The organism is Kribbella yunnanensis (assembly GCF_039529655.1).
GTDB lineage: Bacteria > Actinomycetota > Actinomycetes > Propionibacteriales > Kribbellaceae > Kribbella > Kribbella yunnanensis.
This window is the reverse complement of record NZ_BAAANF010000029.1, coordinates 1-24,650: the sequence shown is the minus strand read 5'-3', so window position 1 is coordinate 24,650 and position 24,650 is coordinate 1. Positions and strand designations below refer to the sequence as shown.

20 protein-coding genes are annotated in these 24,650 nt (G+C 66.5%); 6 read left to right on the top strand and 14 right to left on the bottom strand.

Translation table 11 applies throughout. The annotated features are described in order from the left end of the window. Positions 1 to 48 precede the first annotated feature (48 nt). Together ABD231_RS39195 and ABD231_RS39190 are read right to left on the bottom strand one after the other, a co-directional pair. A complete protein-coding gene (locus ABD231_RS39195; protein ID WP_344164518.1) occupies positions 49 to 2,409 on the bottom strand; it encodes a hypothetical protein in 2,361 nt (786 codons plus the stop codon). Positions 2,410 to 2,709: 300 nt separating this feature from the next. Then, the gene (locus ABD231_RS39190) at positions 2,710 to 3,717 is read right to left on the bottom strand and encodes a hypothetical protein (RefSeq protein ID WP_344164516.1); all 1,008 of its coding nucleotides are present in this window, start codon (positions 3,715 to 3,717) and stop codon (positions 2,710 to 2,712) included. Between the two features lie 147 nt (positions 3,718 to 3,864). On the opposite strand from ABD231_RS39190, the gene arc reads away from it, so the two are divergent. Together arc and ABD231_RS39180 are read left to right on the top strand one after the other, a co-directional pair. After that, positions 3,865 to 5,469: a proteasome ATPase gene (gene arc, locus ABD231_RS39185; RefSeq protein WP_344164513.1), complete on the top strand. Its 1,605-nt coding sequence runs from the start codon at positions 3,865 to 3,867 to the stop codon at positions 5,467 to 5,469. Positions 5,470 to 5,480: 11 nt separating this feature from the next. Further along, entirely contained in the window at positions 5,481 to 6,080 is a 600-nt protein-coding gene (locus ABD231_RS39180) for a hypothetical protein (RefSeq protein ID WP_344164510.1), read from the top strand. 101 nt (positions 6,081 to 6,181) lie between these two features. Here the strand turns inward: ABD231_RS39180 and ABD231_RS39175 are convergent, their stop codons facing one another. Then, positions 6,182 to 7,474, bottom strand: coding sequence for a hypothetical protein (locus ABD231_RS39175; RefSeq protein ID WP_344164507.1), 1,293 nt, complete (start codon positions 7,472 to 7,474; stop codon positions 6,182 to 6,184). Between the two features lie 114 nt (positions 7,475 to 7,588). Further along, positions 7,589 to 8,044: a hypothetical protein gene (locus ABD231_RS39170; RefSeq protein WP_344164504.1), complete on the bottom strand. Its 456-nt coding sequence runs from the start codon at positions 8,042 to 8,044 to the stop codon at positions 7,589 to 7,591. Between the two features lie 139 nt (positions 8,045 to 8,183). Between ABD231_RS39170 and ABD231_RS39165 the strand changes: the two genes are divergently transcribed. Continuing rightward, positions 8,184 to 8,807 carry a helix-turn-helix transcriptional regulator gene (locus ABD231_RS39165; RefSeq protein ID WP_344164501.1) on the top strand — a complete coding sequence of 208 codons (624 nt, stop codon included), beginning with the start codon at positions 8,184 to 8,186 and terminating at the stop codon, positions 8,805 to 8,807. A 7-nt stretch (positions 8,808 to 8,814) separates the two neighbouring features. On the opposite strand, the gene ABD231_RS39160 is transcribed toward ABD231_RS39165, so the two are convergent. From ABD231_RS39160 to ABD231_RS39150, 3 genes are all read right to left on the bottom strand, one after another. Then, a complete protein-coding gene (locus ABD231_RS39160; protein WP_344164498.1) occupies positions 8,815 to 9,522 on the bottom strand; it encodes an FHA domain-containing protein in 708 nt (235 codons plus the stop codon). A gap of 89 nt (positions 9,523 to 9,611) precedes the next feature. Further along, complete coding sequence (locus ABD231_RS39155; protein WP_344164495.1) at positions 9,612 to 11,411, bottom strand: serine/threonine-protein kinase; 1,800 nt, start codon at positions 11,409 to 11,411, stop codon at positions 9,612 to 9,614. A 52-nt stretch (positions 11,412 to 11,463) separates the two neighbouring features. Continuing rightward, the gene (locus ABD231_RS39150; protein ID WP_344164492.1) at positions 11,464 to 12,027 is read right to left on the bottom strand and encodes a TetR/AcrR family transcriptional regulator; all 564 of its coding nucleotides are present in this window, start codon (positions 12,025 to 12,027) and stop codon (positions 11,464 to 11,466) included. Positions 12,028 to 12,121: 94 nt separating this feature from the next. Between ABD231_RS39150 and ABD231_RS39145 the strand changes: the two genes are divergently transcribed. Next, a complete protein-coding gene (locus tag ABD231_RS39145) occupies positions 12,122 to 12,991 on the top strand; it encodes an alpha/beta hydrolase (protein ID WP_344164489.1) in 870 nt (289 codons plus the stop codon). A 4-nt stretch (positions 12,992 to 12,995) separates the two neighbouring features. On the opposite strand, the gene ABD231_RS39140 is transcribed toward ABD231_RS39145, so the two are convergent. Further along, positions 12,996 to 13,757 (bottom strand): SDR family NAD(P)-dependent oxidoreductase, encoded by a 762-nt coding sequence (locus ABD231_RS39140; RefSeq protein ID WP_344164486.1) that lies wholly within the window; start codon positions 13,755 to 13,757, stop codon positions 12,996 to 12,998. 87 nt (positions 13,758 to 13,844) lie between these two features. Between ABD231_RS39140 and ABD231_RS39135 the strand changes: the two genes are divergently transcribed. Beyond that, positions 13,845 to 14,408: a TetR/AcrR family transcriptional regulator gene (locus tag ABD231_RS39135; protein ID WP_344164483.1), complete on the top strand. Its 564-nt coding sequence runs from the start codon at positions 13,845 to 13,847 to the stop codon at positions 14,406 to 14,408. Positions 14,409 to 14,411: 3 nt separating this feature from the next. On the opposite strand, the gene ABD231_RS39130 is transcribed toward ABD231_RS39135, so the two are convergent. The 6 genes from ABD231_RS39130 to qcrB form a co-directional block, all read right to left on the bottom strand. Beyond that, a complete protein-coding gene (locus ABD231_RS39130; protein ID WP_344164480.1) occupies positions 14,412 to 15,764 on the bottom strand; it encodes a GH39 family glycosyl hydrolase in 1,353 nt (450 codons plus the stop codon). A 67-nt stretch (positions 15,765 to 15,831) separates the two neighbouring features. After that, positions 15,832 to 17,040 (bottom strand): GNAT family N-acetyltransferase, encoded by a 1,209-nt coding sequence (locus ABD231_RS39125; protein WP_344164477.1) that lies wholly within the window; start codon positions 17,038 to 17,040, stop codon positions 15,832 to 15,834. A gap of 43 nt (positions 17,041 to 17,083) precedes the next feature. Continuing rightward, positions 17,084 to 17,854 (bottom strand): ABC transporter ATP-binding protein, encoded by a 771-nt coding sequence (locus ABD231_RS39120; RefSeq protein ID WP_344164474.1) that lies wholly within the window; start codon positions 17,852 to 17,854, stop codon positions 17,084 to 17,086. After that, positions 17,851 to 18,867: a FecCD family ABC transporter permease gene (locus ABD231_RS39115; RefSeq protein WP_344164471.1), complete on the bottom strand. Its 1,017-nt coding sequence runs from the start codon at positions 18,865 to 18,867 to the stop codon at positions 17,851 to 17,853. The genes ABD231_RS39120 and ABD231_RS39115 overlap by 4 nt, the downstream gene beginning before the upstream one ends. Positions 18,868 to 18,869: 2 nt before the next feature. Continuing rightward, positions 18,870 to 19,946: an ABC transporter substrate-binding protein gene (locus ABD231_RS39110; RefSeq protein WP_344164468.1), complete on the bottom strand. Its 1,077-nt coding sequence runs from the start codon at positions 19,944 to 19,946 to the stop codon at positions 18,870 to 18,872. A 122-nt stretch (positions 19,947 to 20,068) separates the two neighbouring features. Then, positions 20,069 to 21,532, bottom strand: a complete 1,464-nt coding sequence (gene qcrB / locus ABD231_RS39105) for a cytochrome bc1 complex cytochrome b subunit (RefSeq protein ID WP_344164465.1) — start codon at positions 21,530 to 21,532, stop codon at positions 20,069 to 20,071. Positions 21,533 to 22,293: 761 nt separating this feature from the next. On the opposite strand from qcrB, the gene ABD231_RS39100 reads away from it, so the two are divergent. Next, complete coding sequence (locus tag ABD231_RS39100; RefSeq protein WP_344164462.1) at positions 22,294 to 23,844, top strand: HNH endonuclease signature motif containing protein; 1,551 nt, start codon at positions 22,294 to 22,296, stop codon at positions 23,842 to 23,844. The last annotated feature ends 806 nt before the right edge of the window (positions 23,845 to 24,650 follow it).

Here is a 24,650-nt window from a genome sequence, read left to right as displayed (position 1 = left end):
GGTCTGACCGGCGCGAGACGAGGCTGACGTCGGCAAGTGAGGACGTGGTCATAGTGGATGGCTGACGGTCAAGGTCGCGTGACCGTACGAGCGCCGGATGGATCCGTCGGCCGAAGCCATGCACCATGCTCCGATCTCGAGGTACGGCACGGTCGCCATCCCGGGAAGAGTGATCGTCCTGGTCCAGTTTCCCGCGGCGTCCACCGGGACTGGGTCATAGACGTGATCGAAGTCGGTCACCTCGACGCCCACAGTCCCAGAGGGGCAGGGTTGGGCACCGGAAACCTCGAAGGCCTGTCCGGGTTCAACTGCGCCGGGTGCCAGGATCAGCCGCTGTGACGGACCGGTCACGGTGTAGTCGGCCGGCGCGAAGGTCTGGGTGACGCTGCCGTCGTCATGCGCGTCATTTGGGTGTCTCTCGCACTGGGCGTGGACGGTATATCGACCTACCGGTATGTCTTCGCGACCGAAGTACCACCGGCCGGTGAGATCCTCCAACAACTCCGACTGCACAGGCGTGATGATGCCTGTGGGAGTCACCTTGCCGGTCGAGTCGGTTCCCACCGACCAGCTCGCATTGAACGGCACGCCGGCAGCGTCGGTGAACTTGATCGACACAATCTGGAAGTACCCAGCCGGCACCGCTGGGCATCTTGGCGACGCATCGAAAGTCAGGCGATCGCCCGCGATACCCGAGCTCGGCGTCACAACCAGCTGGGGTTTGGGAGGTGGCGGAGGTGCGCCACATGCCGACCACCGTAGCCACGGTGCCAACGACGACTTCCAGAGCTGATGCTGCCAGGTGAACCCGAGGACCGCGAACGACGCATTCAAACTCACCGAGGCATACGGTCCCAGCGAAGCAGAGCACGTCAAGGCGCCGCCCGATCCGATTGATGCTTGCGCCTTGGCTTCGACCCCGAGTTCGCCGGACGGCCCGGCAACGCCGTACAGGTACATCGACAACGAGCCACCAACGGTGCCACCGGCACTTCCACTCAGACTGAGCGAGGGCCCGCTCGAGGTGCCCGTCGGTGTCGTGACAACCGGAACCGGTGTCGTCAACGACGGCGCGGTGGCGCGCAGACCCGCAGTGAGCTCGCCGTTCGTCGCGCTCTTCCAGCTGAGACTCAACTGGCCCTTGACGTTGATGTCGGCAATCAACTCGAGCTTGACCCGCACTGCGACCGGCACCGGTCCGATGAAGGCGCCATACCAACGCTCGATCGTCAGCAACGACCAGTGAGACGACAGAGCGTTGGCGAGCGAGGTCCCGACCGGAGTGCTGACGCTCCACGTCAAATTGCTGGTTGTTCCGAAGCCTGCGCGCATCTCGACGCGTTTGACCTGCCCCCAGTCGGCGTCGAACTGGAAGACTGCTCGCGGGGTCACGGTCATCGGGCCGTTCATCTTGAACGTGACCTTGGCGTTGCTGCCGGGCACAGTGACTTCCTTGCTGAGATCAATCCCAAAGCTCACCGTCGGCGCATCCACGGAGGTCACGCCGTCGGGCTGCACAAAGGTACGAGGTGCAACCTTCGCCGCCCTGCCAGACGCCGGAGTGATCGTCACCCCCGGGTCCACAGCTGTGACCTGCTCTGCAACCACATCCAGTGGCAGACTGCTCAACGCATCTGGAACGTTCGTTACTACCTGAGCCAGCGCAGCCGGTTGCGTCGCGTACGTCGTCGTACCGGCCGAGGCGGCAATGCTCTGGACCCTGCGCAGCAGGCCATCGGGCGTTGCCGACGTGGGTCCCGACACCAACACGTCGCCGACAGCCACACCGGCGAGTGGCCCGCCGGCAAAGGTGACGCTTCCGGTCGCCGGGTCGAACGCCGACAGGTTGCTCTGCTCGGCAGCAGTGAGCGGTTCCGCGACAGGCGCGGTCGTCACCGCCGCTGGGGTCACCACAAGCCGCTTCGTCACGCTCACGACCGCCGCGGCCCCGTTGGCGGGAGCGGCGTACGCACGATAGGAATAAGTACCGGGTGCGCCGGCAGCGAGCGCGAAGGATGCTGCCCCTCTGGAAGACTCCCGGCCGGTAGCGACACTGATCCACTTGTTGCCGCGAAGTACCTGCAATGCGATCGTCCGACCCATCCGGATCGGACGGAACGACACCAGCGCGGTGCCAGACTGACCGCTCATGAGCGTCGTCGGGATCGTCAGAGCTGCTGTCTGAGCAACCACCACCGAGTTCTTCGTCGCCGACACCAATGCCGGAAACACCTTGCCCCGAACAACTATCCGAGGCGCGACCACCCGCACGTAGTAGGTCCCGGCCGAAGGCGCCCGCACGGTCGCCCCATACGCCCCGGTACGACCACTGCTGATGGTCGCTATGGTCACCCAGCGCGTCGAAGTCTTGCTGTGCCGCTGCACCACAACTGGACGCGCCTGTTTCACACCCAGGCTCCCACTGAACCTCACATACTCACCGGGCATCGCGATCGGTGTACCTACCACCAGACCAGGGCCCACCGCCTGCGCCGGCGGCGGCTCCGCCGTAAGTACCCCTACCACCAGAACGAAAGCCAAGAAGCGAACTATCCAACGAAAATGCGCCAACTCGTGCAACACAGTTCCCCCACCCCCGGCCGCCAACGGCAGCCCCTGATACAAGCGCCTATCGGCCGCTGCGCACTGTCCGTTACACGACCCCGAAACAATGCGTCGGTGTCAGTCAGGAAACAATCGATTGGATCATCAGCAGAATTTCGGTGCTTCGGTGGTGTCGCCGAGGTTGAGGCGGGTGTTGTCCTCGCCGCCCATGAAGGTCCACACGGGGGTTGTGCGGGATGGGGTACCTGCGCTGCGGAAGGGAGCGTCCTCGGTGCCCAGGACCTTGGTGTAGGTGTGGCCGCCCGTCGAGTAAGTCAGCTCGACGCCCCATTCGTGGTAGCCGGTACATGCCTGCGAGCGGATGACGATCACCGCCGGATCGTCGTGGGACACGTGAAACCTCGGTCCGAGAGTCTCGGCCGGAACGCCCTTGGGTGGCTTGCCACCTTCCGGGGTGTCGCTGTCGCTGACGACTCCCAGGTCCTTCCAGGCATGGTTGTCCAGATTGAGCGCGAAGACACGTGCGAAGGAACCGCCGCAGCCACCCATCGGGTCGTAGACCCACTCCGGCTGCACCGTGGCCTTGTCGCGGTAGAAGATCGGTTTCAGGTTGTCGATCTGGACGACGGTCCCGACCTTCGCGGTCAGACTGATCGACAAACTCCCACGCCCGTACGCCGCCCCGTGCTCTTTGGTCAGCACCGCCCGGATGTCCTTCAGCGGATCGCGCTTGACCTTCCCCGGCGCGATATCGCCCTTCATCGCGGCGACCGTCGTACCACCGTCGCACCCCAGCGACATCGGCCAGGTGGGCGAGACCCCGAGAGAATTCTGATCCTCGGTGATGACCGGCGCCGACACAGTGCAGTTGTTCCCGTCTCCGACGTTCACACAGTTGCCGTTGCCCTCCACCGACACACCTCCCGTCTGCTTCGATGGCTGCTGGGTCGGCTCCTGCACCGGCGGCAGTACCGCCTCATCCGGCCGCGCCAATTGCGCGACCGAGATCACCACACCAACGGCACCGATCACCGCCCCGATCCCCTGCCACACCGGTTTCGACAGCAATCTCTCCACGCAGAACCGCCCCCACACCCTGTACTTGCCGAGGCCGAGCTCGATCGCCCTCCCCCGGTCACGAATAGTAAGCACCCGGGCTCCGCGGCGATAGACCTCGTTACGCCGAAGGATCATCGACCGGTGTGGAGCAACTCTTGGCAACCGACAGTGATGACGGCATAGTGCTGGTGGGGATACGCGAGGGGCATGGCGCGATGTGGGGTTGCTGCTGGGAGGGGGATGCCTGTGCCCGCTGGAGGCGATTCAGCGCATGAGGTGGAGCTGCAGAACGAGCGGCTCGCCGATGCCCTGCGTGAGGCGCGCGAGAGCATCCTTACCTTGAGGGAGGAAGTTGACCGGTTGGCCCAACCGCCGTCCGGCTTCGGCGCCTTCCTCGGCCGCCACTACGACGACACACTGGACGTGTTCACCGGAGGGCGGGTGCTCCGCGTCGCCGCGAGCCCGTCGGTCGACCTCGACGAGCTGAAGCACGGCCAACTGTTGATGCTGAATGAAGCGCTCAGCGTCGTCGAGGCTTGCGACTTCGAGGTCGTGGGCGACGTGGTGATGCTGAAGGAGGTTCTGGCCGACGGCGAGCGTGCGCTGGTGATCGCGCACGCCGACGAGGAACGCGTCGTACGGCTCGCCTCGCCGCTGCTCGACCAAGTCCTGCGGGCCGGCGACTCGCTGCTGCTGGAATCGCGCTCCGGCTATGTCTACGAGAAGATTCCGAAGTCCGAGGTCGCGGAGCTGATCCTCGAGGAGGTGCCGGCCGTCGGCTACGACGACATCGGCGGTCTGCGGGATCAGATCGGTCAGCTACGAGACGCCATCGAGCTTCCGTATCTCCACCGCGACCTCTGCCGCCAACTCGGAGTCACGCCACCCAAGGGTGTCCTGCTGTACGGCCCGCCCGGCTGCGGCAAGACTCTGATCGCGAAAGCGGTGGCGAACTCGCTTGCCAAGATGGTGGCCCGGAAGACCGGTATGGAAGAACGAACGTCGTTGTTTCTCAACATCAAGGGTCCCGAGCTACTGAACAAGTACGTCGGGGAGACCGAGCGGCACATCAGGCTGATCTTCCAGCGCGCCCGGGAGAAGGCATCCGAAGGGACACCGGTGATCGTGTTCTTCGACGAGATGGACTCGCTGTTCCGCACCCGCGGTTCCGGGGTCTCCTCCGACGTCGAGAACACCATCGTCCCGCAGTTGCTCAGCGAGATCGACGGGGTCGAGAGACTCGAGAACGTGGTCGTGATCGGCGCCACCAGCCGCGAGGACATGATCGACCCGGCGATCCTGCGGCCGGGCCGGCTGGACGTCAAGATCAAGATCGGGCGTCCGGATCCCGAGGCGGCGCGGCAGATCCTGGGAAAGTACTTGACCATGGACCTCCCATATCCCGGGCAGGACAGAGGCGACGGAGCCATCCGCAGGTACCGCGATGACATCGTCTCCCAACTGGTCAAGGCGATCTACGACAACAACTCACCGGCCGTGCAGATCGCCGAGGTGACGTTCGAGAGTGGACACAAGGAGCGTGTCGGGTTCTCCCGCTTCATCTCGGGTGCGATCCTGCGCGAAATCGTGGATCGAGCCAAGTACGCCTGCATGAAGCGGCTGCTGGACGAAGGTGTGTTCGAGCTCCGCGGCGCTGACCTCCTGGCCGCTCTGACCTTGGCTGTCGAGCAGGCGAAGGATCTCCTGAACACCTCCCGCTTCGAGGACTGGGCGTGGATCTCCGGCGAGCAAGGAGAACGCATCCAGTTCATTCGTACCCTGTCGCCGCAGGGAGCACCGGAGCGAGCAGTCGTGCCTGACATCTCAAGAATCAAGTGGGGATAGAGGTCGAACTGATGGTTGGAACCTGGCAGGGCTGGATCGTTCTCGCAGCAGGCTCCGGCGTGTCGGCCGGGCTCGCGAACCAGCTACTGTCCTGGCTGCGCGACCATCTCCAACGAAGCTTCCAGCGCGACCAGTACTTGTTGGACCTACAGCATCAGCGGTCGATCCTCCTCGACCAACGCAGGCACGAAGCACAGCTTCGAGCTGAGCAGGCGCACTACGACGCCCGGTCGGTACATCTCCCACTCGCTCAGAGCATCCATGCCTGGTTGTACAACGAGTGGGCCCTGCGTTTCGGGAATGAAGTTGCCTACACCCCCAAGGCAATCTCCCCCGTCGTACTGCAAGGGCCGTCGGATGTCCTCACCCAGGTAGGCGAACTGGCCGTCGCTCATCCGACCCGCAGAGTCCGAGAGCTCGCCCGTGCCCTGGATTCCGAAATAGAAACTTGCTACAACTTCGCCGCCCCACATCGTGCCGGCGAGCCATCCAGGGAGCAGCTCGAGGCCTGGATCGCCGCCTCGAGCCGGCTGATCGAAGCCATCCACGAATTCCCGCTCGAACTGATCGAGACCGGCGATGCGCCCCAGCAGCTCTCGCTGGACGCATGAGCTACCCACCTCGGCTCTTGCGCGGCGTGATCCTAGAGGCGCGCAGCCACTGAAGCTTTGCCGACTGCCCCGGGCGTGGATCCCGGGGCTGCCAGACGCGTTTACTGCTGGTAGAAGCAGCAGGTGCCGGTGGCGCCCATGGTGAGGTTGATGACGCCGCCGTCGGGGTTTTCGGTGCCTCGGACGTAGTAGCCGCCGAGGCCGTCGTGGACTAGGAAGGCTCCCCAGGTGAGGAGCCAGTTCTCGGTGCCGTTGTCGGTGGGGAAGCCTTCTGGGAGGGGTTGGATGCGGCGTTGCAGGACCCATGGTTGGTCGACTGCTTCGGCGAGCTGGGCGGACCAGGTTTCGGGGGTGGTCTGCCAGCCCAGGAGGACGCCTTCGCCGCCGTGGAGGGCGGCTGGTTTGAGGACCAGGTCGGACTGGTTCTCCTTGGCGTAGGTGACGAGATCGGCGCGGACCATCCGGGTCCACGGCACGAGGCGGTCGATAGCCTCCTGCTCTTCCGGGCGGAAGCGGGAGCGGTTGGCTTCGTCGGAGAGGATCGCGAGCGCGCTCTTGCTTCCGTACAGTTCCGCGTCCAGTGGGGTGAAGATCGCTACGTGCCCGCGCTCGCTGGCTCGCAGTACCGGCTCTAGCAGTTCTACTGCGCCTGGCTTCAGTAGGTCCTCGATCATGAAGAGGCGGAACACGATGTCGATCGCCCGATCGCCGTGCCAGATCCGGTCGTTGCGGTACTCGAGTTCGTCGACCGGGCAGGCCAGTGCGTCGATGCCGAGTGGGGCCAGCGCCGCCGCGCTTCGGTGTAGCTGGACGGCCAGGTCGGGATAGCTGTCCGGGAAGTCGGCGATCGCCATCACCGGACGGACGCCGGTTGGGACCTTGGCCTCGGTCAGGATGGTCTTGACCACCTGCGCCATCGTCTCGGTGTAGGTGAGGTCGTTGCGCTTGACGAAGTCGGCGATGAACGGGTGCTCGAGCATCGCCTCGTTCAGTACGGCGTTGTCCACCCCGCCTGCCGTACTCCCGAGGTTCAGCTCCAGTAGCCAGAAGCCGTGTTCGTCGCGGTACAAGTCGGCCCGCCCGAAGCGGCTCGGCGCCGGCCCGCGTCCTCGGCTGACCGCGACTGCCTGGGCCTCGGCCAGACCGGCGGCCTGGGCGAATCGGGCGATGTCACCACCGAAGAGGCGGTCCGGGATGCTGGTCAGGGCCTGGTGCAGCAAGCCCAGATCCTCGGCGAGACGACGGTGTTCGGCCGCCTCCAGGAACACCGGGCGGGTCAGGCAGCGCCCGCCGTACCCGGTGGCATCCAGCCGGGGCTCGGCCGCCGCGCGTAGTTCGCTTGGCTTGGGTCCGTGGTCGGATGCTGCCGCGAGATAGCTATCGGTCAAAGACATAGGAGTACTCCTCCCCACCGGCCGCCTTGGACGTCCCGCGCCGCGAAGTAGTCAACGGGATCTGGGCTGCCGTGGCCCGCAGGGTACGCAGCCTCCGGCCATGGCCGGAAGAGGTCAGCGTGGCGTGACCTCGAAGACCGTGGTCGAGCCCTTCACGGACCGGACGCGAACGGAGTAGCCGCCGATCACCACAGGCTTGCCCAAGCGAGCGATTGCTGTTGCCTCGCCGACAAAGATCTGTACGCCGTTCTTCACCTGCACCGGCGTGAACATCTCGCCGTCCGAGCCGCAGGTGAACGATCCGCCGACGATCGCGCTGCCGTCGATCAAGCTCATGTTGATGTTGTCCCGGGTGAAGGTGCCCACGCATTTCGCCGGTGGCGGCTTCGGCTTCGGCTTCGAGGGAGTCGTCGGCGCAGGAGTAGGAGTAGGTGTGGGTGTGGGAGTAATTGTCGGAGTCGCACTCGGCGGCGGTGCCGACGCAGGGCCGGTGTCCGATCCGCACGCGCCGAGGGCGAGACACAACACGGCCAGGGCAACTCCCCCGCTGTGACACCTGAGTTGGTTCATGCGGATCACTCTGGGCGGCTAATCCACCCCCGCGACGGTCCTGGCCCGTTGCTGCCAGGGCGGCGAGAAGTTGGGGACCGGTCCCGAGGGGGTGGTTGTACAAAGGTCGGGACGCTCACCTCTTGGGGGTACTACGACCATGACCGTCACGACGTTCGCTCAGCAGACCAGTGGGGTTGCCGCCATCCTGGCCGGTGCTCGCGAGGAGGTCATCTCGATCAGCACCTTGACGCCTACCAGGGCGGCGTTCGGGCCGCGTGATGTTCGTCCGGGCGTTCGGTATCGGGCGATCTTCCCGGACAGTGCGCGGACTGCTCCGCGGTTGTCTCGGCGGCTCGGGGCACTCGCGATGGCTGGCGTTGCGGTGCGGACGACGCCGGGGGCGGTGATCAATGCGCTCGTCATCGACGGTCAGACTGCTGTGCTGCCCTCGGACAACAACGACGGCAGCGTGGCCGTGCTTCGGTTGAACAGTGTCGTCGCGGCGGCGACCGGTTTCTTCGAACGGGTTTGGGGTGATGCCGTGCCGCTCGTCGGGACAGACATCGTCATGACGGCCGAGCTCTCCTGGCGGGAGCAGGAAGTACTGCGGTTGATGGCGGTCGGGTCTACCGATGAGCATGCTGCGGCCCAGTTGGGGATCTCCGTGCGGACCGTACGGCGGATGGTGGCTCAGCTGATGAATCGGCTCGGCGCGCGCAGCCGATTCCAGGCTGGGGTGAAGGCTGCGGATCGAGGTTGGTTGCTGGATTGGCTGGACTGATGCCGGCTCAAGCTGGCGGAGGGTTGTCGCCGTCCAATTCGAGCCACTCCAGGTCCATCGGCACGATGCTCGTGGACTGCACGAGCTCCCAGATCAGATTGACCGTGAGGGTCAGGCCGACCGGTTCGCCGACCTCGTCACGGCGCAGGCCGGCGACACCGGCGTCGGACAGTCGTTGCCGCAGGCGCGACACGATGTGTTCGACGCGCTTGGCGGTCCAGGTCTCCTGGGGGCGCAGGTCGGCGAGCTCGGCCGCGGCCTGTTGCCTGGTCAGTGGCAGGGGCTGCAGATCGTAGGCCAGGTAGCGCTGGGCAAGAACTGTCAGTGTGAGGTGTTCTTCCGGGGTCAGCCGCCAGCGCTTCGGCGGTACCGTCAACTGGCTCGGCCGAGGTTGCGCGTCGCGGCCGTCGCCGTCCGAGATCAGCACCTCCAGAAGATGCTCTCGGTGGCGGTTCCCACGCAGGAAGAGCGTCGTGTAACCGGCCGCCAGCGGCAGCGGCTCAGCACCGCTGTGGAGCAGTACGGCGTTCGACACCCGGATCGGAAGCCGGCCGTGATTGCGCAGCCACCAACTCCCCGCGTCGTACGTGATCGTGCCGTGCACCCGGCTGATCCGTACGTCGTTCTCCCCGATGCACAGGTCTACGGCCAGCCGGTTGCGCCCGAAGCTGATCTCGGCCTCGGGAGCGGGCGCTATGACAAGGTTCTCCGTCACCGTGAGCACGCTCAAGGTCCCCGGCTGCGATTCGTCCGGGGCGTGCCGAAGACTCCGGAACTGGTTGAACTTCGCTCGCGGTTCCATGGTCAGGGGACGTCCGGCAGTCGTCGTACGACGGCCTCGGCCGCTGCTCGGGTTCGCGCACAAACGGCGGCTGAGCTCGCAGCGGATTTGTCGACCAGCCGAACGGAAACCACCTCTTCACGCATTTCGTCGGTGCCTTCCAGCACCGGCAGCCTCGGTTTGTAGAGCCAGTGAACCACCATGGCGGTACAGACGGCCTTGTTGTCGGGGTCGGGGATCAGGCGCGCGTTCCGGTCACCGACCTTGATGACCTTCCCACCCCAGTCGTCGTCATCTTCGATCGTCCATTCCCGGGTGAACGCGGCGCTGACCTCGTTCGCCTTTCCGTCCCAGGTACAGCCCCAGTGACCGAGGTCCGCGTCCGGTGGATCGCTGGCCTCACCAATCGCTTGACTGGCCTCGGCGGTGTTGAGCAGCGTGCAGGCGTCGACGTTCAGCAGCGAATCAGCAGGCAGCTCCGGCCGCGGCGGCAGCGGGCCTTTCGACAAAGTCGCCAGCACGTCCTGCATCAGCGATTCCGCGAACGGACACAGCTTCGCCTGCTTCGCGTTCTTGATGCGGTACGACGTGATCGTGAGGCGGTTGCCGTCGGGCAGGTTGACGGCGCGCTCGCAGTTCGATTCCGTCTCGTCCGGCCGTTCGATCTCGCCCATCTGGCCGGGCACCACCGGACGCGACGGATACTCTTCCGGACCGGTGAACTCGAGGGCGGACTGCACCTGGCCACTGCCGTCCTTGAGGGTGCTCGAGATGACGCAGCTGGCGAAGTTCCTGACTTCAGGGTCGACGAACGCCTCGCCGAACTCACGCAGCGCGTCCGTGGGGATCGCCGCGCAGGGATCGACCGCCGCCGGATCTGCTCCGAGCCCGATCAGATTCGACTTGGCTGCGGGTGCTTCTGGACCACGGGGCAGAAACCACGCCAGCAGTACGGCGCTCACCACCGCGATCGCGGCGACCGCGGTCAGGATCGCTCCCCGTCGTACCGGCCGCAGGCGTCGTTTCCACGAGCGGCGTGGCAGATCGGCGCCCTGGATCAGCGCGGCGGCCTCCGCTGCCGAGGGACGATCCGCCGGGTTCGGCTCCATCAAGGCATCGAGCAGCCGCCTGATCTGCCGGGCGCGCTGGTAAGGCAGGGGCGAACCCTTCGCCGCGCGCTGGATCTGGGAGAACGGCCCGTCGGCGCCGTCACCCCAGGGCGACTGGCCCTCGACGGCCGCGTAGAGAGTGGCGCCGAGCGAGAACACGTCGGAGGCCGCGTTCGCCTCCGCGCCGTTCGCGACCTCGGGCGGGACATAGCCCAGCGTGCCCGTCAGCTGGGCTCCGCCGGTCTGCGTGACCTCGGTCCAGCGAGCGATCCCGAGATCGGTCAGCTTGACGACATCGTCCTCGGTGACCAGGACGTTGGCCGGCTTGATGTCACGATGCACGATGCCACGCTGGTGAATCGCGACCAGAGCGGTCGCCAGCTGGGCACCGATCGCGAGCACCCGGGACTCCGGGACCGGACCGTCGGTTTCGATGATCCGGTCCAGGCTCATCGCCTGCACGTACTCGGTCACCAGCCACTGCGCGTCCCCGTCGACGACAGTGTCGAAGACCGCCACCACGTTGGGGTGCAGCAACCCGGCACCGACTCTGGCCTCGCGGCGGATCTGACCGGCGCTCCCGGCGATCGCCCGCTTGAGCGACACCTCGCGGCCCAGTTCCAGGTCGACCGCGCGCCAGACAGCCCCCATCCCGCCCTGGCCGAGTTCTTCTTCCAGGCGGTAGCGACCGGCGACGAGCGAGCCAGGATCCATCGGGACATCGTAGGAACCCCCGCCGCCGGACGCCACTTCGGTCATCGCCCGGCTAGCTGCGGAGGGTCGTCAAGGATGCGATGAGGCGCTCGGCCGCGTCGTCGACCTCGGCCTCCGGGGTCAGCAAGCGCTGCAGCAGCAGTCCTCGCAGACACGAGACGGCGATGAGGCTCCGCTGCTTTGCTTCCGTTGCCGTGTCTCCGTCGCGACGTGCTGCCGCTTCGAGGGCATGAACGAGATCGTCGAGGCCGGCGACGAAACTCTGGTAGGCGTCGCGCTCGTAGACGGCCAGTCCGACCAGGTGGAAGAAGGCACGAATTCGATCCTCGTGGGCGGCGTCCGAATAGAAGTCCCAGATCGCCCTGCACAGCGGAACGAATCCGAGCTCGTCGCCCGTCTCGGCGATCACGAGGTTGTCGCGGCGGCGCGCCTCCGACAGCACTGCGCCGAGGAGGCTCGGTCGGGATCCGAAGTGGTAGGTCAGCAGCGTGTGGTGCACGCCGAGCCGCTCGGCGACTTGGCGCATCGACAGGCTCGGGCTGGGACCGCTCTCGCCGAACTCGTCGAACAACGCCTCGAGCAATCGCTCGCGCCCTTCACCGGCAGCCGATCTCATCGTGCCTCCCTTGCTGTCCTCACCACTGTTGAGTACAGTAACCGACAGTGAACTCACCACTGTTTAGTTCAGCTCGCACAGACAAGGACGACTCTTGACGCAGATCCCGGTAGCGCAGATCCTCGGCAACACCGACTACTTCGAGATCGACTCGGCGGCGGTCGGCGGGCGGTTCGGGATCTGGGTGACGACCTCGCCGAACTACGCCGACGACGAGGAGCGCTACCCGGCGCTCTACGTGACCGACGGAAACTTCAGTGTCGGGCAGACCGCGCCCTTGGCCGTGATGCAAAGCGATGTCCTGTTGCCGATCGCGCCGTACCTTCAGGTGACCGTGGGCTACACGGGCGCGGAAGCCGACGATTGGAGCCGGGTTCGGAACCGGGACCTCGTCCCGCCGGGCGAGCCGCTCCCTCCGGACATGCGATCCACGCTCGACCTGGCCGTCGAGAGAGGAGCGATGACCCAGGCGGAGGTTGATGCCTACCTCGCCGAGCTCGCGACCGCCCGCGCCGACGCCTTCCTCACCTTCCTCACGGATGAACTGCATCCGGAAGTGTGTCGCCGGTACCGCGTTGCCCCGACCGGCCACGGACTCTTCGGCTACTCGTACGGCGGCCTGTTCACCTTGTACGCCTTGCTCAGCGGATCCCCGCTGTTCTCGAAGTACGGAGCGGGCAGCCCGGGTGTCGCATCCTTCGACAGCACCGTTCTCAAACTCGCCGACGCCCAGCCTGATCTGAGCGGCACGCGGCTACACGTGACTTTGAACGACGTCGAGCTGACCGGACAGCTGCCGATCTACCGGATGCTCGGTCGCGGAAGCGCGCAGCTCATCGACAGCCTGCGCGCTTCGGAGACAGGCGTGACCCTCACAGCCGCCGTACTCGAGGAAACCCACGCCACCGGCCTGCAGGCATCCTTCCTGAGTTTCATGCGGGCTTGTTACGGGGCCACCTCTTAAGGCGTCAGCGTTCGTTCGGCCCCAGCCACAGACCGCCGTTGACCTCCAGAACCTCGCCGGTGACCCAGCGGGCGTCAGCGGAGGCGAAGAACGCGATGACATCGGCGATGTCCGGAGCCTGACCGTGGCGACCGAGGGCAACCATGGCGGCAACGCGGCCGGCGGAGGTCGGGTCCTGCAGCCAGCCGTTCATATCGGTTTCGGTGATACCGGGCGACACGGCATTCACGGTGATCCCACGCGGGCCGAGGGTGCGCGCGAGCGACCGGCTGAAGACGTTGAGCGCGCCCTTGGTGATCCCGTAGGTGATCTCCGGCTGGGCGAACCAGGTGACGCCGGACGACACGTTCACGATCCGGCCGCCGTCCGGGATCAACGGCAGCACCCGCTGAGTGAGGAACAGCGGCGCCTTCACGTTGATCTCGATCAGCCGATCGAACGCCTCGGGCGTGACGTCGTGGATGTTGTCGTCGTAGTCGACGATCGCGGCGTTGTTCACCAGGATGTCCAGGCCGGCGCCGTCCAGCCCGGCGACGAGTCCGTCATGGAGTGCGTCGACGGCACCAGGCGTCCCGAACTCAGCCGGTACGGCGAACGCCGCACCGCCCGCTGCCGTGATCGCCTCGACCGTCTCCTTCGCCGCCGCCTCGTTCGTGCCGTAGTGCACCGCGACTCGCGCACCGTCCGCCGCCAGCCGTTCGGCCGCGGCACGCCCGATCCCCCGCGAACCGCCGGTCACCAGCGCTGTCTTTCCCTGCAAGCTCATATCGATTCCCTACTCTCATCATCAATCAGGAACGATCCCTAACATAGACGATAGGGAACGATCCCTAACATTGCTACCCTGGAGCTTGTGACGACCCGCAGAAGTTCCGCCGAGACGCGTGAGCACGTGCTCGCGGTCGCGCACGAGCTCTTCTACTGGCAGGGCATCCGGGCGATCGGCGTCGACCGGATCGCCGCCGAGGCCGGTATCGCGCCGACCACGCTCTACCGGCTGTTCGCCTCCAAGGACGACCTGATCGCGGCGTACGTCGAGCGCGCGCACGAGGCCTATCGCGAATGGTTCCGGTCGGCACTCGATCGTGGCGGCGACGATCCGCGCGAGCGCGTGCTGGCGCTCTTCGACGAGCAGAACGCGATGCTCCAGCCCGAGGTCTGCCGGGGCTGCCCGTTCCTGATGGTGCTCACCGAGTTCCCGGACGGAACGACGGCGAGTCACCAGCAGGCGGTCCGGATGAAGCAGTGGGTGCACGACCAGTTCGCCGTACTGGCCAAGGATTTGACCTCAGACAACCCGGATCGGCTGGCGACGCATCTGACGCTGATCTTCGAGGGTGCCTATGCGTCCGTCCAGGCGCTCGGCATCGACGGCCCAGCCAATCAGGCACGCGCTTTGGTCGAGACGCTGCTCTGACTGTCAGGGAAGAACGAGGGTCGTGACCGAACGCGCGGGCAGGGCGAGGGTTGCGGTGCGGTTGGCGATCGGCAGTGTGCGGGTCTGCTGTGGGGTCCCAGCCGTTTCGGTGGATTGCCAAACCTGTGCGGTGTCGGCCGAGTAGCCGGTCAGGTTCAGCGTGGTGGTGGTCGCCGTGGTGGCGGCGTTGACCAGGACGATGTTCTTGGCGCCGGTTGATGCGAAGGCGCGCAGCAGGTTGTTACTCGAGGTGGTGGTGACCATGGTCGCGCCGAAGTGGCGGAACAGGCCTTCGCCGGTGAACATGCCCAGGCCGTGGTAGATCGGGGTCGGATCGCTGACCGGGATGCCGCCTTCGCCTTCGGTGCTGGTGATGCCCAGGCCGGTGTTCTTCGCGGCGTTGCCGTTCTTGTCGCCGTACAACAGCGTGGCGACGCCGGACTGCAGCATCGTGCCGAGCGCTGCCGCGCCCCAGACAGTGGCGAGGTGCGAGAGCATCAGAGTGCCGTCGGGATCGGAGTAGTCCATGTTCCACTCGCCGATCTGGATCGGCACGTCCCGACCGGTCAGCCTGGCGATACGGGCCTTGAGGTCGGCGATGTCGGAGCGGTAGCTGTCGATCACCGTGGTGAGGAGTTCCTCGGGGGTGTACCGCGCATACCCGGCGCCATAGTCGTGGTAGTCGATGAAGTCGACGCGGCTCCCGGACACGGACAGGAACGTGTCCATGTACGGCGTACCGAACTGCGGCTCGTACGACGCCAACGCCGGCCCGCCCACCTGTACGGCGGAGTCCAGTGCATGCAACGCGTCGTGTACCTGGTTGTAGCGAGCGCTGTATTCGTCAGCGGTCATCTTCTTCGGGTTGCCGCCGTTGTCATGCTCGTTGCCGTAGATGAACTTGCGCACCGGCGTCCCGGTCGCCTTGAAGTGCTGGTAGATGTTCTGAGCGTCGGCGAGGTCCTCGGCAGCGGACCGGCGTCCGTCCGCGGGGAGAATCAGCATCGGTTCGGCGCCGAGTTCGCGGATCGCCGCGACCCAGGCGTCACCGGTGATAGCGGTATCGCAGTACGAACCGCCACACACCAGCTTGCCGTTGGCGTCGTACATGAGTTCCATCCGCAGTACGCCGAAGCGCTGCCGGCGGAGGTTCTCTCGGTGCTTGGAGTCGTTGGTGATGTAGTGCTGGTTGCCATAGCCGGTGATGTCGAGGCCATAGTCGTTCGCGTCGAGGGTGGTGACCGGCTTGGTGAAGTCGACCGTGACGGTCGCCGTCGCGGCGTGGGCGGGAAGACCGGGCAGAAGGAGAACGGCGGCCGTCAGGAGCGCGGCCGCCATCGTCGGTTTCGTGCGCATGGCTCAGCTTCTCAGCTCAGACGCGCCGGACCTTGTCCACTTGTAGCCAGCTTCCGCAACTGGTCAGCTAGAAGATCTCGATGCTCTTCGGAGCGGTCGGCCAGCCCAACGCGGCCGCGGTGGCGGCCAGCGCGCCCGGGGTGTGTTCGGTGACCTTGCCAGTCGCGGCGTACTCCCCCAAGGACCGGCCGCCGAGATAGGTGGCGGAGAGCTCGCGCACCGACAGAGACAGGTCAGCGGCGGCCTCAGTACGTCCGCAGGTCGCGTTCTGCAGGTCACCGGTCAGATGGAACCGTCCGTTGTTGTGCTCAATGAGGTCATCGGTCACCTCCAGTACGACGTCCACAGCGGTCGCATAACGGCGTTGCGCAAGGGCGCGGCTGACGTCAGTGAGCCGGACCCACAGCGACTCGCCGACCCGGCGGACGAGAGCGGACGGGTTGGCCACCAACTGCTGCACTGGCTCGTCGGGTGCAGCGTGGTTGTACTGAATCTTGCCGACCAGATCCAGCGTCAGCACGTGATGCCACAGCGCGTGGTAGGCGATCGGATCGACCGCGACAAGCTCCTCCAGAACCACCTCGTTGGCCGGCCCTTCGGCGACCCAGCTCATCTTGCCGCGCCAGAGCGCATACCCATCCACAGCGCCCGTGGCGTCACGATGGACCAGGATCTTCCGTGGGGTCGCCCCGCCACGATCTTCGGGCTTGTCCTGGAGCCGCTTGCGCCAGAGCAGCTCTGACCGCCCCGACACCCCAGGCCGGCTCTCCTGCAAGGCCCGCAGCAACGCAGGTAGCTGTACGGCGGCGTCCTCCGCGGTCAGCTCCTCGACGCGGTCAGCGCCGCGCGGCCCGGGAGTCGGCAAGACCCTGTGCGGGTTGACCTCGTACGACACGTTCCAGGCCGCCGCCGCATACCCGAACCGCCCGTAGATCGCGGCCTCGCTCGCCCACAGCACCGCCAACGCCTCCGGCGCCTCGCGCAGTTGCCGGCTCATCAAACTGGACAAGATGCCCCGCCGCCGGTGAGTCGCCTGAACCCCGACCGCCGTGACATGCGCCGCCGGCACCACCGCACCCGGAACCGACAGATCCCGGCTCAGAGCCTTCGCCGTACCGACCACCAGGTCGCCGTCCGTCGCCACCAAGGCACGCTCGGGCTCGAACAGCTCCCGGTCCAGATCGGACGACGTACTGTCGAACATCATCGCCGTGGCGAACAGAGTCCACAGCTGGTCATGGTCATCCGACGTCGCTACCCGCAGCACAATTCCCATGACGGCATCGTCACACGCCCGCACCAGCAGTCGCCTCCAAATTTCAAGGAATCAGGGGTGCGACTGCGATGTGCGGCCGGCCGTGGAGGGGGTGGGGACCGATGTGGGCGCGGACGCCGAAGATCTTCTCGATCAGCTCGGCCGTCAGGACCTCCGCGGGTGGGCCGCAGGCCGCGAGGCGGCCGGTGTCGAGGACGGCTACGCGATCGGCGTGGGCGGCTGCTTGGTCCAGGTCGTGGAGGGCGGCCAGGGTGGTGACACCGAGGCCGTGGACCAGATCCAGCAGTTCGAGTTGGGCGCGGACGTCGAGGTGGTTGGTCGGCTCGTCCAGGATGATCAGTGGAGCTTGCTGGGCGACCGCGCGGGCGATCAGGACGCGTTGGCGCTCGCCGCCGGAGAGAGTGCTGAAGAGGCGGGTGGCGGCATCGGCCAGGCCGACGCGGCGCAGTGCATCCGCGATCAGCAACCGGTCCTGGCGGGTCTCGCGGTCCAGTAGACCTTGGTGTGGCGAGCGGCCCATCGCCACCATCTCGCTCACCGTGAACTCGGTGACCGCGGTCTGGTGCTGAGTGACGACCGCTCGTCGTCGGGCGACCTCGCGGGCCGGGGTCTGCCAGACGTCGTCGTCACCCAGCTGGATCCGTCCGCTGGTCGGCCGCAACGCCCGGTACGCCGTTCGCAGGAGCGTCGATTTGCCGGATCCGTTCGGCCCGATCAGGGCAACGAACTCCCCCGGCTCCACCGTCAGATCCACCTCGGCCAGGATCGAAGCCTGGTCGACCAGTACGCCGACGCCGGTCAACTGCAGTCTCATAGCGCACCTTCCCGCCCGGACGAGCGCAAGAGCCACAAGAAGAACGGGGCCCCGAGAGCCGCGGTGAACACCGTGATCGGGTACTCGTTGGGGCGGTCCACGATCCGGGTGGCGAGGTCGACCAGCACCAGGAAGACCGCGCCTGCCAAGGTTGCTACCGGCAACAGCTTGCGATGATCCGAGCCGACGACCAGCCGGGCGGCGTGCGGGATCATCAGACCCACGAACCCGACCCCGCCTGCAACGCCCACCGCAGTTGCCGTGAGCAACGACGAGACGAGGAGCAGGACGATCCGCAGGCGTTGTACGTCGACTCCCAGCGCCGCCGCGTCGTCATCGCCGATCGCCAGGGCGTTCAGCGCACGGCCTTGCAGGACGAGATAACCGGCGGCCACCAGCATGACCGCGGTCGGCACACCGAGTTTGCTCCAGTCCGCGCCAGCCACGCTGCCCATCAGCCAGAACAGGATGCCGCGCACCTGCGTCGGCTCGGCCCGCAGCTGAACGAGGCTGGTCCCGGCCATCGCGAGATAGCTGACCGCCACTCCCGCGAGCACCAGCCGGCTGTCGGTGAGCCGACCCGAGCGCTGCGCCAAGACGAAGACAGCCAGCAACGAAACGGTCGCCCCGACGAACGCACCCGCCGTCGTGGTCAGGCCGGCCAGGCCGGCTCCCATCACCAGCACCGCGCCGAGCGACGCACCCGATGACACGCCCAGGACGTAGGGATCAGCCAGCGGATTGCGGATCAACGCCTGCAGAGCAACGCCTGCGACACTCAACGCGGCACCCACCACCGCCGCGAGTAGTACCCGGGGCACGCGGATCGTCCACACGATCTGGTCGTACAGCACGTTCGTTGTGCCGTCGCCGAGACCGACGTGACCCGCGACCACGGCCCACACCTCGTCCAGCGGCAACGTCACCGTGCCCAACGAAACCGAGCCAACCACCGCACCGAGCAACAGGACGGTCAACACCACGCTGCTGCTACGCAAAGCCGGTCGCCCCATGGTCAGAACTTGTCCGGGTGTGCGGCCTTGGCGATCTTCTCGACGGCGTGCGCGTTCAGCGGGCCCAGATACACCCCGTCGGCCACCGTGGTGAAGGTGTTCGTCTTCGCCGCGTTCCACTGCGGGAACTGCTTCAGGATCCGCGCGGCGTCATCAGTCGGCTTCTCCTGGGGCGTGAAAGCGCCGATCACCAGTACGTCGACCTTCGCCGCGGCCAGTTGTTCGGCATTGATCGTCCGCGTCGAGTCCGACGACTGCCCTTCGAACGCGTTCACGCCACCGGCCGCCTTGATCACGTCGTCGTAGATCCCCCCGGTCATCACCGCAGGCAGGCCGTTCTCGTTCATCATCGACATGCCAGGAAACATGATCACGACCTTCTTCGGGTCGGCCCCCTTGACCTTCTCGCGAACGGCATCAACACGTCCCCGAAGGTCGGACACCACATCGGCAGCACGCTGCTGCACGTCGAAGATCTGGCCCACCAGGCGCAGGAATCCGAACGACGACTCGATGCCCTGAGCGGCGTACGCATCCTTGTCGGTCTGACGTGCCTTGGGACTGCCGTAGGCGCAGTTGACCGGGTTCACGATCGTCCGCGCACCCGCCGCGGCGAGCTGCTCCCGAGTCGCAAACCCGTTGGTGGCCTCGAATCCCCCGGCCCAGGTCGAGATCACCAAGTCCGGCTTGAGCGCCAGCATCTGCTCCGCGGGGATGTCGAAGTTCTTGTTCATCGTCACCCCGCCCTTCGGCAGCGCCGCGACCTTGGCGACCATCCCGGGATCGTCGGAAACGCCGTACGACTGACCGTTCGCCAGGACCGATTTCTCCAGCCCGAGCAGGACAAAGCTCTCCACCTCGCCCACCGACGTACCGTTCAGGATCACCACGCGCGACGGCGGCTTGTCGAACGTCTGCGGTACGCCGCAGTTGTCGATCGTCAGCGGATAGCTCGTACGGGCCGGAGCCGAAGTCGCAGCCTGCTCGGACGGCGGCGCGGTCGTGCCTGCCGGACCGGCACAACCCGCGGCAGCCAGCACCACCAGGGCAAGGACGGCACGGGATCTTGAGGTGATCATCAGCGTTCCTCTCGGGACAGCGATACATCACCGCTGACGACCGGTACCGCAGCCGTGTTCCCCGAGAGAGGTGTGACGATCGCAGCGCCACGCGCCGGGAACCAAACCGTCCTGTGAGCCGACTACCTGGGGTGCGAGGGGGCGTCGAAAAGCGTTGCTAGGCGGAAGCGGAGGCGCCGTACCAGGGAGATTCTGAAGCCTGTTGGAGGTTCCGGTACGGCGTGGGTGTGGCCGGCGAGGGCCCAGCGGCGGTAGGGGGTGAGGGTGCGATGGTCCTCGGCGTAACCGCCGTTGGGTAGGCGAACGACTCGGCCGGTCTCCACTCCGTGTTCGGCGAGGTCCAGGTCCGCTCGCTCGAGGCCGATGCAGATGCGGCGGGTGATTACCAGCGCGATCGGCGGGCCGATGATCAGGAGCACCTGGAAGAGGCGGATGAGCGTGTTGAACGACCAGTGGAAGGTGATTGCGAGGGTGTCGGCGGCTGCGGCTGCCCAGAGGACGCCGTAGAAGACGATGCCGGCCACGCCGATGCCGGTGCGGGTCGGGTTGTTGCGGGGGCGTTCGAGGAGGTTCTGGTCCTTGCGATCGCCGAGGATCCAGTCCTCGATGAACGGGTAGGCCGCGAGCACGATGAAGAACAGGGTGCAGAGGGCAACCGGGAGCAGGATGGCGAGGGTGAGGGTCCTCCCCCACAGCTCGACCTCCCACCCCGGGGCGAGCCGGAGCGCGCCGTCCAGGAAGGCGAGGTACCAGGCCGGGCCGATGCCTGCCGAGGCGTCCGCGGGGTCGGCCGGTCCGTACATCCAGATCGGGTTGATGGTTGCCGTGGCGCCCATCAGCAGCGAGACGCCGGCGACGAACGCGAACAGACCGGCGCCCTTCACCGCAGCCACGACTGCCGGGCGGCCGACGATGTTGTCGTTGGTCCGGCCGGGGCCCTCGAACTGCGCGGGCCGGTGCTTGAGTGCGAGGACCGCGAGGGCGATGAAGAGCCCGACCATGACGGCGGGGAGCACGTACGCGTGCAGGGGGTAGAAGAGCGCGAGTACGTCGCCCGGGAACTGGCCGCCGAACATCAGCGACGAGATCTCCGCGCCGATGAACGGGATCGACTTCACCACGCCGTCGATGACCGCGAGACTCGATCCCGACAGCATGTCGTCCGGGAGCGACGTACCGGTGAGGGCTGCGCCGAGCATCACGAGGAACAGGGTGAACACGACGACCCAGCTCGTACGCCGCGGCCGACGGAATCCACCGGTGAAGAACAGGCGCAAGAGGTGCAGCATGATCGCGGCCACCATCAGCAGCGACGCCCAGTGGTGAACCTGCCGCACCAGCAACCCCGCACGCATCTCGAAGCTGATCGCCAGCGTCGAGTCCAGCGCCCGCGACATGGTCACCCCACGCAGTGGCGCGTACGGACCGTCGTACACGACCGGATCGAGTGACGGCTCGTACGGCACCATCAGCACCAAACCGCTGATCGTCACCATCACGAAGCTGTAGAACGCGATCTGCCCGAACAACAACGACCAGTGATCGGGGAAAACCCTCCCCCGCAACCCGTCCAACCAGCGGCGCATCAGCCGACCTCCCGCCACAGAGCCCTCAGCTGCAATCCGCAGCTACCCACATGACCCCGCGGCCCGCCGCTTTGTGACGTCCTATGAGTCAACTCACAGGCGACGGTCAGGCGTGACTAGGTAGCAGGTCCGGGTCGCCTTGCGATGCTCCAGGGCCAGGCTGGCTGTCGAACGGCCCTGCGGGACCTCGACGGTCGAGTGGGAGGTGTGACGCGGTCAAGGCGCGGCAAGGTCAGCAACGCGTCGGCCGCTTCGTCGTCCGGGTTGCTCCTGATGTACCGCTGCGGGTTGGCATCGACGACGCGGATCCGAGGTCCACGACCCCCGTCCGGCGCGCGGACGTAGGCGATACCGGCACTGTGCTCGATCCAGCGGATGACATCGTCGATCGAGCTGTCTTCCAACCCACCGTGAGGAGCCGCCCACTGTACGCGACTGATACCACGCAGCTCGTCCCGTTCCTGCGACATCGCGATCGCAGTAACCGTCACCGCGGGATAACTGGCAAGGCTCATCGAACGGAACGCGCCTCCTGGTATACCAACCCTCGCATGGTGACACCCCCGCCCACCGCCCCGAAACCCCCGGACCACCTAGTGGGACGGGTGTCCACTTTTGAGGGTTTCTGAATCTCCGCCCGCCGGGCGGCGAGATGTGGGCAAGTTGAGTGCGCAACCAGCCCCCAAACAGCCCACACATCCCTTGTAAATAAGGGGTTCTGGGCTCGAAAACTGTCGGTGGCTGTGTCTAAGCTCTTGAGTATGGAGATGTTGGTGATGCCCCCGGTGTATCTGCAGAGTGGCAGCGAACTGCTGTCCAATCTGGACCGGATGAAGGCCATCGCCGCTTTGGTGAAGACCTGCGAGCTGCAGTTGATGGGCCGGCTCGACGAGATCGGCACCGCCCAGGAGTTGGGTGCCCGTGACACGGTCGAGTTGGTGGCGCAGCGCTACCGGATCGATCCGGTCGAGGTCCGCAAAGACCTCGCCTTCGCCGGGGCTCTGCACAAGTACCCGGCCGTGACCGCCGCCCTGCCCGACCCCGCCGACCCCGCGCGGCCCGCGGTGGTGTCTCCCGACCAGGCCAAGGTCATCGTCAAGACCTTGGAGAAAGCCCCCGCGACCGTCCCGGTCGAGACCCTGACGGTGGCCGAGGAGCAGATGGTCGAAGCGGCCCGGATCACGAACCCGCGCGAACTCACAAGGTTCGGTCACAAGGTTCTGTCTACTTTGGATACCGACGGTCCGGAACCGGCCGAGGACCAGGCCCGCGCGAAGGAGTTCGTGCGGTTGCGGCGTACCGAGGACGGGGTGAAGATCAGCGGGTTCGTGGCCGGTGCTTATGCCGAGCTGCTCAAGACCCAGCTCCATACCCTGTCCAAGCCACACAAGACCGTCGACGGTGAACGCGACCCACGCACGGCCGACCAGCGAGGCGCCGACGCGCTGAAGATCATCCTGGACCGCGCCGCCGGCAACCCCGACTCTCCCGGCGTCCCGCACCTGACGGTCACCATCGACTTCGAAGACCTCAAAGCCACCCTCGCCGCCGCCCCAGCCGCCTTCGGCGGCACAACCGGCGCCGACACGAACGGGGTCGGTGCGACCAGCGGGCGTGGCGGGGTGGGTGAGTTGGTGTTCGGCGGGAACCTGTCCGCCGGCGCCGTCCGGCTCCTCGCCTGCGACGCCGCGGTCTTGCCGATCGTCCTGGGTGGAGACTCCCAGCCCCTGGACGTCGGCACCGAGCAACGGTTCGTGAACCGCTACATCCGCCGCGCCCTGAACAAACGCGACAAAGGCTGCGTCGTGTGCAAGGCACCTCCGTGGATGTGTCACGCCCATCACTTGATCCACTGGGCCGCCGGAGGTCCGACCAGTCTGCAGAATCTTGCGTTGCTGTGCGCTTTTCACCATCGCGCGGTCCATGACGGTCAGTGGGCGCTGTCGATCACGGCAGACGGCGTCCAGGTCACCCGCCCGTCATGGGCCGACCCGCCACCCATCACCGATCCCGCCGCACTCGCCGAGGTCATCGGCTGGGTCACGCCCGCCCACACCCACAACTCCAGCGACGACTGTGACGGCAGCGACCGTAGTGCCGGTGTCGGCAGTGCCAGTGCTGGCTGGAGTGGCCTCGGCGGCGTCCACAGCAACCCAACCCACCAGCAACCGGAACGGCTCCCCGCCGCCAGCACCCTTCCCAACCCTGGACTGGCCGCCGCCCGCGAAGCCCTCCGCACCAACCTCGCCGCCCTGGCCCCCAACTACCCCGACCCCTGGGGCACCAACACCACCCCCACAGCCGGACCGTAAACCCCACCACCCTGGGGTTCACCAACCCACCCGTCCACCACCCCATCACCCCACCGCGGCAGCCGGTCCCCAGACCGGCCCGCGGACCTACCCACGCCCACCACACAACCACCACCCGCCCCGTTCCCCGCCGCCCTCGCCCCCGCAATTTGACCGGAGTCCGTTCAAACGGCGCGGGGCGACTTCAAGGGTCTCCGGCTCTTCTGACCTATCCGTGGGTGGTTCGGCACAGCCGCACCGAGCAGTTGCCGGGGGTGTGAACAGGACATGGCGGCCTTGAACAACGCATGCCTGCTCAAGGCCCCCGCGCGGGGTATGCACCCCCGAGTTGTGTCGCGTCGGCGCGCCCCGAGACCTACCTGACCGCGCGACTGCCCGCAGCGGACCTGCGCTTGTGTCCAACCTCCCGCCGACTCCCCACTCGCGCAGGTACTGCACGGTGGCTTCGCTCGCCGCGCGGTACCAGCCGGCCAGGCGTCGAGTGGAAGGAGATTGCCGCCAGAAATCGATATCCAGCAGCAGAGTTCTTTCAGTCGGCCACGCACTCCCCACATTCGGCGATCACCCCCGGCCGAAACCCCGGCGATCGCAACCGCCCGCCGGTCTGCCAAACGCGCCGACTACCCACGGAAGGGTCAAGAGAGCCGGATATCCGCTCGTGTTGCCCCTTCTCAGGCCTGGTGAAGTGGGGAGAAGGGGCAACCCGCGGGGTTATCCGTTCAAGTCGCCGCGCGGGCGGGGCAGGGCGGGGGGGCGAGGGGTGGCGCGGGGCGCGGCGCGGGGGCGAGGGGTGAGCGGCGCGGGGC

Bases quoted from the DNA above. Each gene is read 5' to 3' on its own strand.
- arc (WP_344164513.1), top strand. From the start codon at position 3,865: ATGCCTGTGCCCGCTGGAGGCGATTCAGCGCATGAGGTGGAGCTGCAG.
- ABD231_RS39180 (WP_344164510.1), top strand. From the start codon at position 5,481: ATGGTTGGAACCTGGCAGGGCTGGATCGTTCTCGCAGCAGGCTCCGGC.
- ABD231_RS39175 (WP_344164507.1), bottom strand. From the start codon at position 7,474: ATGTCTTTGACCGATAGCTATCTCGCGGCAGCATCCGACCACGGACCC.
- ABD231_RS39170 (WP_344164504.1), bottom strand. From the start codon at position 8,044: ATGAACCAACTCAGGTGTCACAGCGGGGGAGTTGCCCTGGCCGTGTTG.
- ABD231_RS39165 (WP_344164501.1), top strand. From the start codon at position 8,184: ATGACCGTCACGACGTTCGCTCAGCAGACCAGTGGGGTTGCCGCCATC.
- ABD231_RS39155 (WP_344164495.1), bottom strand. From the start codon at position 11,411: ATGGATCCTGGCTCGCTCGTCGCCGGTCGCTACCGCCTGGAAGAAGAA.
- ABD231_RS39150 (WP_344164492.1), bottom strand. From the start codon at position 12,027: ATGAGATCGGCTGCCGGTGAAGGGCGCGAGCGATTGCTCGAGGCGTTG.
- ABD231_RS39140 (WP_344164486.1), bottom strand. From the start codon at position 13,757: ATGAGCTTGCAGGGAAAGACAGCGCTGGTGACCGGCGGTTCGCGGGGG.
- ABD231_RS39130 (WP_344164480.1), bottom strand. From the start codon at position 15,764: ATGCGCACGAAACCGACGATGGCGGCCGCGCTCCTGACGGCCGCCGTT.
- ABD231_RS39125 (WP_344164477.1), bottom strand. From the start codon at position 17,040: ATGGGAATTGTGCTGCGGGTAGCGACGTCGGATGACCATGACCAGCTG.
- ABD231_RS39120 (WP_344164474.1), bottom strand. From the start codon at position 17,854: ATGAGACTGCAGTTGACCGGCGTCGGCGTACTGGTCGACCAGGCTTCG.
- ABD231_RS39115 (WP_344164471.1), bottom strand. From the start codon at position 18,867: ATGGGGCGACCGGCTTTGCGTAGCAGCAGCGTGGTGTTGACCGTCCTG.
- ABD231_RS39110 (WP_344164468.1), bottom strand. From the start codon at position 19,946: ATGATCACCTCAAGATCCCGTGCCGTCCTTGCCCTGGTGGTGCTGGCT.
- qcrB (WP_344164465.1), bottom strand. From the start codon at position 21,532: ATGCGCCGCTGGTTGGACGGGTTGCGGGGGAGGGTTTTCCCCGATCAC.
- ABD231_RS39100 (WP_344164462.1), top strand. From the start codon at position 22,294: ATGGAGATGTTGGTGATGCCCCCGGTGTATCTGCAGAGTGGCAGCGAA.